The sequence below is a fragment of the Devosia submarina genome, assembly GCF_003056345.1.
In the GTDB taxonomy this organism is placed as follows: domain Bacteria; phylum Pseudomonadota; class Alphaproteobacteria; order Rhizobiales; family Devosiaceae; genus Devosia; species Devosia submarina.
This window is the reverse complement of record NZ_PYWB01000002.1, coordinates 17565-32532: the sequence shown is the minus strand read 5'-3', so window position 1 is coordinate 32532 and position 14968 is coordinate 17565. Positions and strand designations below refer to the sequence as shown.

General features: G+C 57.9%; 15 protein-coding genes, 2 tRNA genes and 1 pseudogene. 16 read left to right on the top strand and 2 right to left on the bottom strand.

Annotated elements, in window-relative coordinates; translation table 11 throughout:
• Window position 1: 1 nt before the first annotated feature.
• The 4 genes from DDE77_RS02750 to DDE77_RS02735 all read left to right on the top strand — a co-directional run bounded on the left by DDE77_RS02750 (window position 2) and on the right by DDE77_RS02735 (window position 4283).
• Window positions 2–463: a chemotaxis protein CheW gene (locus DDE77_RS02750; RefSeq protein WP_108395924.1), complete on the top strand. Its 462-nt coding sequence runs from the start codon at window positions 2–4 to the stop codon at window positions 461–463.
• Between the two features lie 67 nt (window positions 464–530).
• Entirely contained in the window at window positions 531–1406 is an 876-nt protein-coding gene (locus DDE77_RS02745) for a CheR family methyltransferase (protein WP_108395923.1), read from the top strand.
• 7 nt (window positions 1407–1413) lie between these two features.
• On the top strand, window positions 1414–2544 hold the full coding sequence (locus DDE77_RS02740) for a protein-glutamate methylesterase/protein-glutamine glutaminase (RefSeq protein WP_108395922.1): 1131 nt from the start codon (window positions 1414–1416) through the stop codon (window positions 2542–2544).
• On the top strand, window positions 2541–4283 hold the full coding sequence (locus DDE77_RS02735) for a coiled-coil domain-containing protein (protein WP_108395921.1): 1743 nt from the start codon (window positions 2541–2543) through the stop codon (window positions 4281–4283). The genes DDE77_RS02740 and DDE77_RS02735 overlap by 4 nt, the downstream gene beginning before the upstream one ends.
• 229 nt (window positions 4284–4512) lie before the next feature.
• Here DDE77_RS02735 and DDE77_RS02730 read toward each other — a convergent pair.
• A tRNA-Thr gene (locus DDE77_RS02730) sits at window positions 4513–4587 on the bottom strand.
• A 134-nt stretch (window positions 4588–4721) separates the two neighbouring features.
• On the opposite strand from DDE77_RS02730, the gene DDE77_RS19645 reads away from it, so the two are divergent.
• Both DDE77_RS19645 and murA read left to right on the top strand, forming a co-directional pair.
• Window positions 4722–4886 (top strand): hypothetical protein, encoded by a 165-nt coding sequence (locus tag DDE77_RS19645; RefSeq protein WP_170116467.1) that lies wholly within the window; start codon window positions 4722–4724, stop codon window positions 4884–4886.
• A gap of 149 nt (window positions 4887–5035) precedes the next feature.
• A complete protein-coding gene (gene murA, locus DDE77_RS02725) occupies window positions 5036–6328 on the top strand; it encodes a UDP-N-acetylglucosamine 1-carboxyvinyltransferase (protein ID WP_108395920.1) in 1293 nt (430 codons plus the stop codon).
• A 51-nt stretch (window positions 6329–6379) separates the two neighbouring features.
• On the opposite strand, the gene DDE77_RS02720 is transcribed toward murA, so the two are convergent.
• On the bottom strand, window positions 6380–6883 hold the full coding sequence (locus DDE77_RS02720) for a hypothetical protein (RefSeq protein ID WP_108395919.1): 504 nt from the start codon (window positions 6881–6883) through the stop codon (window positions 6380–6382).
• A 179-nt stretch (window positions 6884–7062) separates the two neighbouring features.
• Between DDE77_RS02720 and DDE77_RS02715 the strand changes: the two genes are divergently transcribed.
• The 10 genes and pseudogenes from DDE77_RS02715 to DDE77_RS02670 all read left to right on the top strand — a co-directional run bounded on the left by DDE77_RS02715 (window position 7063) and on the right by DDE77_RS02670 (window position 14910).
• Window positions 7063–7497 (top strand): DUF2948 family protein, encoded by a 435-nt coding sequence (locus DDE77_RS02715; RefSeq protein ID WP_108395918.1) that lies wholly within the window; start codon window positions 7063–7065, stop codon window positions 7495–7497.
• Between the two features lie 22 nt (window positions 7498–7519).
• Window positions 7520–8812, top strand: a complete 1293-nt coding sequence (hisD, locus tag DDE77_RS02710) for a histidinol dehydrogenase (RefSeq protein WP_108395917.1) — start codon at window positions 7520–7522, stop codon at window positions 8810–8812.
• Between the two features lie 8 nt (window positions 8813–8820).
• Window positions 8821–9294, top strand: a pseudogene (locus DDE77_RS19840) (UPF0262 family protein); the annotation flags it as partial.
• A gap of 57 nt (window positions 9295–9351) precedes the next feature.
• Window positions 9352–9780, top strand: a complete 429-nt coding sequence (locus DDE77_RS19835) for an arsenate-mycothiol transferase ArsC (protein WP_281261288.1) — start codon at window positions 9352–9354, stop codon at window positions 9778–9780.
• 75 nt (window positions 9781–9855) lie between these two features.
• Window positions 9856–10074 (top strand): translation initiation factor IF-1, encoded by a 219-nt coding sequence (infA, locus tag DDE77_RS02700; RefSeq protein WP_035082742.1) that lies wholly within the window; start codon window positions 9856–9858, stop codon window positions 10072–10074.
• Window positions 10075–10082: 8 nt separating this feature from the next.
• Window positions 10083–10721 carry a Maf-like protein gene (locus DDE77_RS02695; RefSeq protein ID WP_108395915.1) on the top strand — a complete coding sequence of 213 codons (639 nt, stop codon included), beginning with the start codon at window positions 10083–10085 and terminating at the stop codon, window positions 10719–10721.
• Complete coding sequence (yacG, locus tag DDE77_RS02690) at window positions 10721–10912, top strand: DNA gyrase inhibitor YacG (RefSeq protein WP_108395914.1); 192 nt, start codon at window positions 10721–10723, stop codon at window positions 10910–10912. The genes DDE77_RS02695 and yacG overlap by 1 nt, the downstream gene beginning before the upstream one ends.
• A gap of 500 nt (window positions 10913–11412) precedes the next feature.
• Window positions 11413–11488: transfer RNA gene (locus DDE77_RS02685), tRNA-Phe, on the top strand.
• Window positions 11489–12687: 1199 nt separating this feature from the next.
• Complete coding sequence (locus DDE77_RS02675; protein WP_170116466.1) at window positions 12688–13734, top strand: tyrosine-type recombinase/integrase; 1047 nt, start codon at window positions 12688–12690, stop codon at window positions 13732–13734.
• Window positions 13735–14337: 603 nt separating this feature from the next.
• Window positions 14338–14910, top strand: coding sequence for a hypothetical protein (locus tag DDE77_RS02670; RefSeq protein ID WP_108395911.1), 573 nt, complete (start codon window positions 14338–14340; stop codon window positions 14908–14910).
• Window positions 14911–14968: the final 58 nt, after the last annotated feature.

The following is a 14968-nucleotide window of genomic DNA, read 5'->3' as shown; positions in this document are numbered from 1 at the left end:
CATGGCGGAACGCGCCCAATACGTCACTCTTGGCGTCGCGGATGAACTCTTCGCGGCGCCGGTCGAAAAGGTGCAGGAAATCCTGGACGTGCGACCCATCGCACGGCTCCCTCAGGCCCCTGACACACTGCTCGGCATGATCGATGTGCGCGGCCAAGGCGTGCCCGTGGTGGACCTGCGGCTCACCCTAGGCCTGCCCGAGGCGGCGGACACGGAAAACACGCGCATCATCGTGCTGGCCCTGGATGGCCCCGGTGGCGATCATCGGCTCGGACTGCGCGCGGATCGGGTGTTTGAGGTCACCGTACTGGACCAGGACGAACTTGATCCGCCACCGGCGGTCGGCGGCTCCTGGTCCGGCCGCTGCATCGCCGGACTTGGCCGGCGCAATGGCCGCTTTGTCACGGTGCTCGATCTCGAGCGCCTCCTCGGCGGTGTCGACGGGTTAACCCGAGCTGCCTGAACCACACGGTACGCGATCTAGCCATCGCGTGCCAAATTTTCGGCTGGAGTGCTGGTCTTTGCCGCCCATGTCTCAATTGCTGCCCAAGCTACCGGAAAACGCTGAAGACGATCATCTTCCCTTGCGTGATTTCGAGCGGATCGCCAGTCTCATTGGCACCGAGATCGGCATCAAGCTGCCGGCAGCCAAGCGCCTGATGATCGAGGGTCGACTGCGCAAGCGGGTGCGGGCCCTGGGGCTCGCGAGCCTTGAGCACTACAGCGCCCATTTGTTCAAGAACGATGGCTTGCGCGCCGAATGGCCGCATTTGATCAACGCTGTCACCACCAACAAGACGGATTTTTTTCGCGAGCCCGAGCATTTCGAAATCCTCGAGCGCAATATGGTGCCAGCCCTGCTCGAGATGCGCCGCGCCGAAACCAAGCCGTTGCTCAAGGTGTGGAGTGCGGCCAGCTCGACGGGAGCCGAAGCCTACACGATTGCCATGGTTCTGGCAGACCTTGCAGCCCAACGCCACGATTTCCATTTTGCCATTTTGGGCACGGATATCTCTACGGCCGTGCTGGCGGAAGGGGAGCGCGCCGTCTATCCTGCCGACCTGATAGCCCCTGTTCCCCCTGCCAAGGCCCAGCGCTATCTGATGCACGCGCGCAAACCCGGCGCACGGCCCGAAGTTCGCATCGTTCCCGAATTGCGGCGCCTAGTGCACTTTGCCCGGCTCAACCTCATGGACAAGAGCTATCCGTTTGATCGTGACGTGGACGTCATCTTTTTGCGCAATGTGCTGATCTATTTCGACAAGGCAGATCAGGAGAAGGTGATCCTGCGTCTTGTCGATCATCTCCGCCCCGGTGGTTACCTCGTTCTTGGTCACTCCGAATCCATGATCGGCACTGCCGTCACCATGCGGCAGGTCGCTCCGGCCGTATTCCAGAAGGCTTGAGGCCCCCATGTCCACGTCCGGCGGCAAGATCCGCGTCTTGATTGTTGACGACAGCGCTTCGGTTCGCATGACTCTAAGCGAAATCATCAGCAGCGATCCCCAGCTCGAAGTCATGGCGACAGCCGCCGACCCCTATGTCGCGGTGGAACGCATCCGCCAGGAAGTGCCCGATGTCATGTTTCTCGACATCGAACTGCCGCGGATGGACGGTTTGACCTTCCTGCGCAAGATCATGAGCCAGCGCCCCATTCCGGTGGTGATTTGCTCGAGCCTGGCCGAGGCTGGCTCCGATACCCTGATGCAAGCGCTTGAAGCTGGCGCGGTGGATGTCGTCGCCAAGCCGCGCGTGGACACCACGCAATTCCTCCAGGAATCGCGCATGCGCATCTGCGATGCGGCCAAGGCGGCCGCACACGCCAAGTTCCGTGGGGTGAAAAAGGCACCGCCGCCACCCGTCAATGCCGAAGCTAAGCTCACGGCCGATGCAATCATTCCGCCCCTTTCGGAGGCTCGCGCCGCAGCTTTGCGCGCGAGGTTACCGCAAACCGATCCGATCATCTGCATCGGGGCGTCCACGGGCGGCACTGAGGCCTTGCGCGATGTGCTCGAAAAGCTTCCGACCAGCACGCCGCCCCTCGTCATCGTGCAGCACATGCCCGAAAAATTCACCGCAGCCTTTGCACGCCGGCTGAACGCGCTTTGCGCCATCGAGGTCAAGGAAGCCGAAGATGGCGACGTTCTCCTGCCCGGCCGGGCGCTGATCGCACCGGGCAATCAGCATCTGGTGCTGGTGCGTACCGGCAATCGCTACAGCGTCAGCATTGTTGATGGCCCCCATGTCTCCCGCCACCGGCCATCGGTCGATGTGCTCTTTCGCTCTGCGGCCCAGGTGGCGGGCAAGAACGCCATGGGCATCATCCTGACCGGCATGGGTGATGATGGCGCACGTAGCCTGCTCGAAATGCGGGAGGCGGGCAGCCATACCGTCGCACAGGACGAGGAAAGCTCCGTTGTGTTCGGCATGCCCAAGGAAGCCATCCAGCGCGGCGCTGCGGTGCGCACTGTCCCGCTGAGCCGCGTGGCGCACGAAATCGAGACCTACGCGCGCCAAGCGCAACGTTTGGGATCCAGCTCATGAGCGTTCTCGCCGTCTCGCTTCCTGCTGCGAACAGCAATGAAGCCCGCGTCAAGGCAATCGGGCAGGCGCTAGCTGCGCCGCGCGAACAGATCGAAACCACTTTCCTTGCCGTGGGCGCGCGCCTGTCCGAAGGCGCCACCATGCTCAACCGCGTGACCAAGGTGTTCGAGGCGCTACCCGCAGAACTGCAAAGCCCTCGCCTAGTGGAAGCCTCCACCCGTCTTGCCGAGATCGGCGCGCAAGCCAAGACCATCTCCGCCATGTTCGCGACCGAGCAGGCCGATCTGTCGCGCCTCGTAGCTGTCGTCACATCCGCCGATCACCCGATTGCGGAGTTGCGGCGCGCGGTCAAGATGATGAGCATTGTTGCGATCAACGCCCGTGTTGTCGCTGCGAGCGTCGTGGGTGACAGTGACGACTTTGACGTTTTCACCACCGATATCGCTAAGCTCTCCGACAGCGCCACCGCCACGATCCAGGCCTTCACTACGGCCTATCGCCGCCTCACCGAGGAAGTCGGGCAGGCGGCGCGTCAACGGGGCCAGTTCGAGAACGCACATTCCGAAACGCTCGACGCACTGGCCCTCGACATGGAAAAGGCGCTCGACGAGCTTGCGCGCCAGCGTGCCGTTTCCGTCGCCAGCGCCGCCGAAACCGGCCGCGTCTCCCGCCAAATTGTCGGCCGGATCGCCAGCGCTGTTATGGCGCTCCAGGTCGGAGACGCAACGCGTCAACGTATCGAGCATATCGAAAGCGGTATCGATGCCTTGAGCAGCCTTATCGAGCAAGGACTTATGACCGCAGACGAGGCCATCGCCGCGCGCTCGGTCTTGGGCAGCCTACAGGTCGCCCAACTCACGGCGGCGGCCGACGCGTTCGAAGACGACGTCGCCGAAGCGGGAGATGCCTTGCGCGATCTGGCTGCCGACGCCGGGGCCATAATGGCTCAAAGCCGCGCCGTCTACGGAGAGGGCAGCAACGAGGGATCCTCCCTCGCCACGCTCAACCAGGCGGTGCGCCACGCCGCCACAGTCCTGCGCGATTGCGAAGCCGAGCGCACCAAGCTCGAAGCCGTCGCAAGCGCCGTTCTCGACACGGTCGGCGTGCTGCTCAGCCATGTTGAAGCGGTGCAGGAGATCGAGGCGAATATGCGTCTCGTCAGCCTCAATGCTGCGGTCAAATGTGCCCAGCTGGGGCCGCGCGGCGCCGCCCTCAACGTGATCGCCCGTCAGCTGCGCGAGCTCACCGGGGAAACGGTCGCCGCGGCTGAAGCGGCCATGGCGAGCCTGCACGAAGCTGCCGGCCTTGCACAATCCTTTGGAGCTGCTGCCAATGGCAACACGGCTGGGCGCATCGGCCAGTTGGAGCAGGAAGCGAGCGCCGCACTGGTCATGCTTGAACAAGTCGACAGATCGCTTGCCGAAGCGCTTGGTGCCCTCAACCGCGACGGCCCGAGCGTGATAAAGCTCCTAGGCACTGCCGCCGATACGTTTCGCGGCCTAACGGCCATTGCCGAAACCATGCGCGACCTGCAAATGCAATTGGCCTCGGAATGCCAGGAGCGTGCAGCGGGCGAACTGCCAGCCATTGTCGTCGAGGCGCTTTCGACCCACTGCAAGCGTTACACAATGGACGCAGAGCGCCGGATTCATGGGGAGATGTTTGGCGTTGATCAGTCCGCCACGGCGCCTGACATTGAAAAGGCAGAAGAAGCGAATCTTGACGACATTTTCTTTTGAAAGCTGCTCGGGTTCTTTCCAGCTGATATCCAACGCCGTTGCCGTTTCGCCGAGCGCTTACTAGATCTTTAGCAGAGATGCTTCTCCCGGAGTTTAACGGCCTTCATCTTTATGGTCCGACATTTTCCAGCGTTGTGCTTGTGGTGCCCGTTGGTTCAAAGCTCACAGAGACCAGCAAGCACTACTGCATGCAGCGCGAAGCTTTGAGGAGCATATTCACGAGGGTTGATGGTGCTGCCGGACAGGATTGAACTGTCGGCCTCTCCCTTACCAAGGGAGTGCTCTACCACTGAGCTACGGCAGCGTTCGTGCGGAGGCTTATGTGCTGGCCGCGACGGGGGCTCTACTGCCATAGGGATAATCTCGACGCAAGGGCAAAAAACGCCTATGAGGCGTCAGCAGACATCTTGTTGTCCTGCACAGTGATATGGGCCCGCCATGAGCAAAACCGAGCAAGCCAGTCAGCGCGAGCAAAGATTGGCCGCAAAGCTGCGCGAAAACCTCAAGCGTCGCAAGACGCAAGCCAGGGCACGCACCAGCGCGGACAACCAGGCACCCTTGCCTGAAACGGCACCCCAGACGGACACGGTCAATAAACCGTAAACCATTTTTGGGCGACAATCCTTCGGATGTGCTAGTCACATCGCTTCAACGCTGAGAGCGGCGAGTCTGGCTTACGTGGCAACTAGGACTTGGCCTACCTCCATCCCCAGGTAGAAGGCCCACATGGGCCGCCACATAGGAATAGACTTATGGACCGTATCCGCTTGATTGGTGGCAACGAACTCAATGGCGAGATCCCCATTTCGGGCGCCAAGAATGCGGCCCTGCCGCTGATGATCGCTTCGCTTCTGACCGATGAGCCTCTGGTATTGCAGAATGTCCCGCGCCTTGCTGACGTCAAGCAGCTCGAGCGTATTCTCGAGAATCACGGCGTGGATATTGCTGTTCATGGCCGCCGCCGCGGCGAGGACGAGGTAGTTGGCCAGCGCATGACCTTTCACGCTGCCGATATCGTAGATACAACCGCGCCGTACGACCTGGTCAGCAAGATGCGCGCCAGCTTCTGGGTGATCGGACCGCTGCTCGCCCGCTGCCATGAGGCGCGCGTGTCGCTGCCCGGCGGCTGCGCCATTGGCACCCGGCCGGTAGACCTATTCCTATATGGCCTCAGGGAACTCGGCGCCGAAATCGATATCGACGATGGCTATGTCGTGGCCAAGGCCCCCAAGGGTGGCCTCGTCGGCGCGCGCATCGTCTTCCCCAAGGTTTCGGTTGGCGCCACCCACACCATCCTGATGGCTGCGGCCCTGGCCAAAGGCACGACGGTGATCGAGAACGCCGCCCAGGAGCCCGAGATCACCAATGTCGCCGAGTGCCTTGTCGCCATGGGCGCGAAGATTTCCGGCATTGGGACCCGCACCATCACTGTGGAAGGCGTCGAGAAACTGCACGGCGCTACGGTGGACGTCATACCTGATCGCATTGAAACTGGCACTTTTGCCATGGCGGTAGCCATGACGGGCGGTAACGTTCTGCTCAAGGGTGCCCGGGCCGACCATCTACAGGCAGCGCTTGATATTCTGGGCCGCACTGGCGCTGAACTCACCGTGGAAGACAACGGCGTCCGCGTCTATAGGAATGGCAACGGCATCCAGCCAGTTGATGTAGAGACCGATCCCTTCCCAGGCTTTCCGACCGATCTGCAGGCCCAGTTCATGGCCCTGATGACCATGTCCTCGGGCATCAGCCACATTCGCGAAACTATCTTCGAGAACCGCTACATGCATGTGGCGGAACTTGCCCGCTTTGGAGCCGACATTTCCGTTGATGGGCAATTGGCCACTGTACGTGGCAAGTCCCAGCTGAAGGGCGCCCAGGTCATGGCCACGGATTTGCGCGCCTCGGTTTCGCTGGTTATCGCTGGTTTGGCTGCTCGCGGCGAAACAATCGTCAATCGCATCTACCACCTTGATCGTGGCTTCGAGCGGCTGGAAGACAAGCTCGGCCGTTGCGGCGCGGAAATCGAGCGTATCGCTGGCTAAAAGCATGGCCGGCTTCTTGTGAGCCGGCCATCTACTATCTGCAAGATCTGTCTATTTGCAGGAGGCCAAATCCACCAGGGCGTCCGGCTCGCGCGGACCAGCAATGCTGTAGAGTTCGATGCGGAAGGGTCTGCCAGACAGGGCTATGGCACAGGCGCGGTGGTTGCCGTCCATGATGAAATGCTCGGTTTCGCCGAACCGGTAAGTCGGCAGATCCATGCTGATCGGCTCCGTACTGACGCTCCACAGCTTCAGGAAATAGTTGATGCTCTGGCGGTCCTCGGTTGGCAGGCGGTGGAGCTTCTCCAGAACTTCTGCCATCCGCATTTGTCGCGACGCCAGCCAATGCAAAAAGCGGGGCATTACCCGGCCCAGGCTGCTCCGGAAAAATGTGTAAAAGCCAAGGAGTTCCTCGCGGTTTGTCAGCACGCGGCGCTCAATTGGCCAGCGCTCGGCAGCGAAGCGCTCCCAGTTGAACCCCGATTCGATCTGAGGAAAGTGCCGCCTGTAATCTGCAGCCGTCATCTTGGTGGAAACAAGCGGTCCTTGGGTCATTCTCGCAGTTCTATTTATGACATATGAGTGACGCAAGTGCCCCCGTCCTCAAGCGCGAGGCGTTCTCAGCAAGGGCTGGCTTATGCACAGGTGACAGTTGCCCGCTCCTGCGCCAGCTTGTAGATCGTTGGTGGCGCGACCAGATCAGTGCTCCCAAGTTCACCAAGGGCCTACCCACAATGACCGATCTCAAGCTGATGGCGCTGGACACCGAAGACCTCGAGGTCATCTCCGCCCATGTGCAAGATGCAATAGTTCGCGTAGCCGACATGGGTTATGCCCGGGGAGACCGACGTTTTGCCCTGCTGATGAACCGCTTTGACTGGGCGGCGGACCTGGCTCGACGGAGCAAGGGTGTACGCAAGCGCGCGGCCTTGCATTTCGATGCGGTCGACTCTGTGGTCACCAATGGGTTCGATCCGTCTTCAGCTGAAGGCGTGCTGGAACTCCTGGCGATCACCTTCACCCCCATTGATGGTCCAGCCGGCATTGTGGAATTGAGCTTTGCCGGCGGCGGCACTGTGCGGCTTGGCGTCGAATGCCTTGAGGCTCGCATGTCCGATCTGGGCGCTGCCTGGGCTGCCATGGCCAAACCAAGCCACCCTCTCGACTAACCGCTGCTCCAAGGATCAATCTATGCCCATTCGCCTCGACAGTGCCGACGGGGATTTCGAGCAGCGCTTCGGTGAACTCCTTGGCGGCAAGCGGGAATCCAGCCAGGACGTCAGCGACACCGTTGCCGCCATAATCGCCGATGTCCGCCTGCGCGGCGACGGCGCCTTGGTGGAGTACACAAATCGATTTGATGCTGCTGGCGTTTCCCCTGAGACACTCAGGGTCACTGGCGCGGAAGTTGAGCGTGCAGCGGCCTCTGTGTCACCGGAAGTGCGAGGCGCCTTGCAGACTGCGCATGATCGCATTCGCGCCCATCATGAAAAGCAAAAGCCCCAGGATCACATCTATACCGATCATCTGGGCGTGACCCTTGGCTCGCGTTGGACCCCCGTTGATGCTGTTGGCATTTATGTTCCAGGCGGTCTGGCATCCTACCCATCTTCCGTGCTGATGAACGCAGTGCCGGCCAAGGTCGCCGGAGTCGGACGCATCGCCATGGTGGTCCCCACCCCGCAGGGCCAGATGAACCCGGCCATCTTGCTTGCGGCACAAATTGCAGGTGTAACCGAGATCTACCGTGTGGGCGGAGCGCAGGCGATCGCGGCCCTTGCTTATGGAACGGCAACCATCCCCCGGGTGGACAAGGTAACTGGTCCTGGCAATGCTTATGTCGCCGCGGCCAAGCGCCAGGTCTTCGGCCAAGTTGGTATCGACATGATCGCCGGCCCTTCCGAAATTTTGGTGATTGCCGACGGATCGGCGAACCCCGCCTGGGTCGCAGCCGATTTGATTGCCCAGGCGGAGCACGGGGGAGGGGCCCAGTCCATCCTTGTGACCACAGAGAAAGGTCTCGCCGATGCTGTTGCCGATGAGGTCGATCGGCAACTGGCGCTTCTGCCCAAGCAGGCTTTGGCGCGCGAAGGCTGGGATGAATTCGGCGCCATCATCACCGTGGCGTCGCTCCTTGAGGCCTGTGACCTTGCAAACCGCATTGCCTCCGAGCACGTGGAACTCGCCATAAATGACCCGAGATCCGTGCTCGATTTCATCCGGCACGCTGGCGCAATCTTCCTGGGTCATCACACACCCGAGGCTATTGGCGATTATGTCGGTGGCTCCAACCACGTACTGCCAACCGCCCGCTCGGCGCGATTTGCCTCAGGCTTGGGCGTCCTTGACTTCATGAAGCGAACATCGATCCTGGGCTGCGATCCCATGTCCTTATCCGCCATCAGCAAGGCAGCTATCATCCTGTCCGAGGTTGAAGCGCTTGACGGGCACGGGCGCTCCATTTCTATCAGGCTTAACTCTTGAGCATCTCCATGGGCACCAGCGCGAAGGTCTCAGATACCGATCGCCTGGTCACCGTGACCCTTGATCCAAATACCATCACCTCGATCAATCCCGACGAGGTGCATGAATGGCGTATCGCCATCTATGATCTTCTGGAGGACAACAGCTTCCGCCCCGCACGCGTCGCCGCCACCGGACCTTTTGCGCTCCACATGTCCATTATTGGTAATTCCATTGTGCTCGATGTGCGTAATCCCGACAACTTCCAGCCGATCGCTGCGCACTATCTTTCGCTCACGCCCTTTCGTCGCCTGATCCGGGACTATTTCCGCATCCGAGACGCGTACTATGAAGCTATCCGCTCCGCGCAACCGTTCCAGATCGAGACCGTGGACATGGCCCGGCGCGGCATGCACAACGAGGCGGCCGAACTCTTGCGCACGCGCCTCACCAACAAGATCATCATTGATCTCAATACCGCCCGCCGCTTGTTCACCTTGATCTGCGCCGTCCAGCCCTACGCCAGCCGGATCGACGAACGGATCAGCGAACTGCCGACTGTGTTGTTCGTCTGCTCCATGAACTCGGTTCGCTCTCCGATGGCTGCCGCCCTGGCCCGCCAAGCTTATCCTGGGCGCATTATCACCCGCTCCGTCGGCGTCAGTGGCGGCAAAGCCGACCAGTTTGTCCACGAGGTCATGGAGGAGATCGGCATTGATATGAGTGTTCATACACCCCATATCCTGGACGAACTCGTTGCGAACCGCTTCGATCTGGTTGTAACGCTTTCCCACGACGCTCCTGAAGCTGTCCAGCGCAAGGGGCTGGAAGCGGGCGCCGTTGAGGCCTGGACCATGCCCGACCCCTCGCTTGTTGAGGGTAATCGCGAAACAATTTTGGGCGCCTATCGGGACCTGCGCGACCGGCTCCGCCGCCGCGTTCGAGAACAACTGGAACCTCTGGTTTCCGGTGGTTCACAAAACAGATGAATTGAAGTAGGTTCCGGCCAATTTCCGACCCTCGGCCGGCAAATCAATGCCCCATGGGTCCTTTCAGGAGACAGTATGGCGAAGGAAGAAGTGCTCGAATTTCCGGGCGTGGTGACTGAATTGCTCCCCAACGCGACCTTTCGGGTCAAGTTGGAGAACGAGCATGAGATCATCGCTCACACTGCTGGCCGCATGCGCAAGAACCGCATCCGCGTTCTGGCTGGCGACAAGGTCTTGTGCGAAATGACGCCTTACGACCTAACCAAAGGTCGTATCACCTATCGATTTAAGTAACGCAGATCATGGCCAGTCGTCCTGACCTGATCCTGGCCTCCGCCTCGCCGCGTCGGCTTGCCTTGCTGAACCAGATCGGCATTGAACCCGAGCATCTGGTGCCCGCGCATGTGGACGAGACACCAGAAAAAGGTGAACTGCCGCGTAAGCTTGCCATGCGCCTCGCTGACCTTAAGGCCCACACTGCACAGCAAATGGCACGCTCTGCCGGCTTCGGCAACGGCGCTCTTGTTCTCGCGGCCGATACGGTTGTTGCTGTTGGCCGTCGCGTGCTGCCCAAGGCCGAAACCATGGACGAAGCCGGCCAGTGCCTGGCCATGCTCTCCGGCCGCGCCCATCGCGTTTATACCGGCGTGACTCTCATTACGCCATCGGGCGCCAAGCGCCAGCGGCTAGTGGAAACCCGCATCCGTTTCAAACGCCTTTCCACCCGCGAACTGGAAGCCTATTTGGCCAGCGCCGAATGGCGCGACAAGGCGGGCGGCTACGCAATCCAAGGCATTGCAGGCGCCTTTGTGGTCAAGCTCTCCGGCTCTTATTCGAGTGTGGTCGGCCTGCCACTGATGGAAACCGCATCGCTCTTGGCTGGCGAAGGCTATCCCGTGCATTTCAACTGGCTCAATCAATCGAGTTTGTCGGGCGTCTGATGTCGACAGCTCGAAAATGCCCCATCTGCGGCAAGCCCCCTGTGGAAGCCTTCAAGCCCTTCTGCTCTAAACGCTGCGCCGACATCGACCTCAATCGTTGGCTCACCGGCGCGTACGTTATCCCTGCTCGCGACGACGAGCCAGTGAACGATGATCTTGCTGCGGGCGCTGACGAAGACGACAATATCTGAGCCGAGCACGACGTCCAGGGCGACGGGGTCGCGTCATGCCTGAAACGAGAACACTGAGGCGTACTAAACGGGAAGCCTGTTTTCCGGTCCGTGGGTGAATGTAGCCGCCCAAGGGCCGATCAGTTTATCCTCTCTAAAGGTCGGGTTAGCTAAGGGCTTCAGCTTGCCTATTTAAGTGAGAGCCCCAGTGGCTTCACCTCGTCTGCTTCGGGCCGAGAACCATTGCGCAAGTCTCGGATCAGCGAGCCGACTTTGGTACTGGCAAAGCGATCAGAGACAGAACGGAAACTGCGGGTAAGGGAGAAGGCAGGTAGGCTAATCAGAATAGCGCCTCACAGCCTCTCCAGCTAGGTTCCGGCGCATACTTATTCCAAGCCCACGCTCTTGCGAAAGTGGGTCCTACAAACTCCTTGTCCACAGACCCTTTTCCCGCTTGCGAACGCAAAATCCATCCCCTATAAGGCCCATGGCTTCAAGCCGGGCGGTCCTTCCGCCCCGATGCCCGGGTAGCTCAGTTGGTAGAGCAGCGGATTGAAAATCCGCGTGTCACTGGTTCGATTCCGGTCCCGGGCACCATGCCTCCATTGAGGCATTGATCTTCCTCAATTTTTATCTCTTTTTGTCTAGCGCGCTGCTGGTTGGGCGTTTTCTTAGACACTTTGGGCGCGAACTTATTCCGTTGGGGACGGGGTTCGTCCGCTTGAAGGTTGTCTCCTTTGTCCTTCAACGTTGCAGTCGCTGCTGCCAATCACTCGGCCGGCTGGTCAGTGCTCCTAAGCCGATAGAGTGAGCGCCACGGCTCTCGCGGAAATAAACGTACAGTGCACGTCACTCGTGGTCTGAGCTGAGGAAACGAAACCGACGGCAGGTTTGCGGAGTAATAACGAGTTTCGCAATTCGGGCCTGAAGTGCTTCTCCAACTGAGCCTTGGCCGCTTAACTAGCTTTAGTCGGCATCAGCGCAGCGGCATTAGCTCAATGATGGCACTACTCTCGCGAGGCCGATGCATGTGGATCGGCAGGCAAACAGCATCGTAAACCTTTCTAGCTGGGTGTGTTCCTCGCCATAGTCTCTCAAGCGAGGACCATTGGTTATAAGAATTTTATACTTTCAAAATAGAGTATTGTGGAATCGAATTCCATATGTTAAATTGTAGTTGTACCTAGTTAGCAAAAGGCCGCAGGTACTAATACAAACCGGCAAACCAGAAGGAATGTCGATATGAAAACATAGTACAGGAAATATGATGATTATACTAGACGATGATGCGAATTACATGGTGATTTTGAAAGATAAAAGTAAAGGTAGTAAAGGAGATCTGCGGGCTAAATTTGTTGTCGCAGTTTCATGCGTCACTAGCATGTCTTCCATTGGGGTAAGCTTCGGTACAAACGCGAAGCTCTCAAAGTGGTGGAGTGGCATTGCTGGAGGCCGCTCTTTCGCTTTCGGTTCTGATCAGTCGCAGGGTTCTCGGAGGCTCTTCCAATGGAGGTAGATTCAAGAAGCCGCGCGCCGACCCGTGCTCACAGTTTGCCGCCCTCGCTGCCCCCCATTGGCTTGTCAAGAGAAGTAGCGGCTGCATACATCGATGTAAGCCCGTCCAAGTTTGACGAGATGGTCAAAGACGGGCGGATGCCGAAGCCGAAGCGTATCGACGCTCGCCGCGTTTGGGATCGGCAGAAGCTTGAACGAGCATTTGCTAAGTTGCCCGGAGATGACGACGACACGGAATCCAATAAGTGGAGCGCATTCCAATGAGAAGGCCCGCGTCTCGCTTGCCTCGGTTCGTCGTCGAATACGAGGTGCCAAAAGGCTCAGGCAAATGGTTCGTCTATTTCCGCCAAAAGGGTCAGAAGAACGTTCGCATGCACGGTACACCTGGTACGCCCGAGTGGGAAGAACTCTATCGGCGCTTACTTGCGGGATTCCGACCAGAAGCCAAAAAGCTTCACCAGCCCAACGAGAATACGTTCGCGTGGCTCTGCCAACAATACATGAGCTCTCCGGAGTACGGAGAGTTGAACGAACGAACCAGGCGAGTCCGTCGTGGCATTCTGAATCACTGCATGGGCGAAAGCCCTAAAGGCCAAACGCTCACCTATGGTGAAGTTCCGCTGGATGAGTTCAAGCCAACAACCGTTGCAAGATTACGTGACGCAAAGCGCGGTACGCCAGAAGCTGCAAATGGACGCGTGAAGGCTATTCGAGCTGTATTTAACTGGGCAACGTCAACCGAGGTCAATATCACCCAGATCAATCCTGCGCGGCATGTAAAGTATTACAGGAGCAACAATCCTGCCGGCCACCACACATGGACGATCGAAGAAGTCGAAAAATTCGAGCGGCGCCATCCGATCGGAACTAAGGCGCACCTCGCGCTTGCTCTGCTTCTATACACAGGTCAGCGCCGGGGGGACATAGTGCAGTTCGGCCGTAAGCACGAGAAGTCAGGGTGGCTGAAATTCACTCAGCAAAAGAACCGGGACAAAAAACCAATCGATCTCGAAATACCTATTTTTCCAGAACTCAAGAAAGTATTAGACGCTAGCCCTACAGGTGACGAAGTCTATTTGGTGAATGAGTTCAACAAACCATTCTCTGATAATGGATTTGGCAATTGGTTTCGCGATAGGTGCATTGAGGCTGGCGTCCCGGGTCGTGCCCATGGCCTTCGCAAGGCTTGCGCAACTCGTCTAGCGGAAAAGGGCGCGACGCCGCATGAGATCATGTCAATAACGGGCCACAGGACGTTGAAAGAAGTTGTACGCTACACTCAAGCGGCAAACCAAAAGCAACTAGCAGAAAGCGCCTCCAAACGCTGATTTCGCCTGGACCCGGAGGTTTAAAGACGCCGTCATCCATTCTTTTGACAGAGATGGATGACGCAGCGATCCGCCCGAACCGATTGCTGATATCTGGACGCTCTTGTTTGGGCTCGCTTTGCGAAATGGTAACGAGGCTTCGAACTTTTAAGTCACCTCAGAGACTTCAAAGCTTGCACTGACTGCTAAGGCTGAATCGAGCCCCCTCGTGCAAGTCGTCCTCTCCTCGACAGTTGGTTGCAAGTTGTCTAACAGCTTGCACCCTTGAAGTAGGTTTGATCGCCATCGAAGGCTGGCTGTGTTTCGCTCTTTGCACGCGATCGGCTTCGCTGCGGCCGAGGAGATTAGCCTGTCCACGACAGGGTTTGGCGCGTTACCACTCTGCCTGAGACCAAATCGCCAAACAAAACCATGCCAAAATCAGTGTGGAAGTGAAGATATCACTCCGTGCGAAATAAATAACATGAGTTGAAGATCACCGCGACGGAAATCCTCGGGTGGCCACAACACCGGACGCATGTCTGAGATTTGTTCTAAAATCTCCACGATATAGACCTCTATATCGGGCTTTATATAATATTATCAAAAGAAAGGAATATAGTCTTGAGATTAGACTACGCCAAAATATGGGCAAGCGATTTTTACAGTGAGATCTTATTGCGCTTGGACCAACTGGAAAATGGGTACAACGACAAAATCGTTCTAAACATTACATTCAAGTTCAAAATCAGCAGATCGATAGAACAATTTGGCACGCTCGACGGAACGATCGAGCGTTTGCGCAAATATTTCGAACTATTCTACAACATGGTTTGTGCCAAATTGCTGGGCAAAAACTATCACCGAAAAGATCGCTCATCTTACCCAATAGTTTGGACATTCTTAGAGCCGGGAGGTCATAAATTCGCTCGCGAAATTGGGGAAATAATAGACCTTCATTTCCATACCGTCTGGTTTATCGACAGAAATCAAGAAGCTTTGGTGCAAGACGTCCGAAATAAATTCATAAGCGGTAAGAGAGTTTGTATATCAGATATTTTCATTCAAAATGTGAATTTCGGAGAAAATAGAACCAAAGATTTATATAGGGTCTTTAAATACAATCTGAAATTTCAGAATATTCTGAAATCGGACGCAGAAATACCGGATTCTATCTGGAGATACCCGAAGCATTAAAATCGCTTATTATTAATGGTGATCATTCAACGAGAGCACGCCGCATCAGATTGTGTTT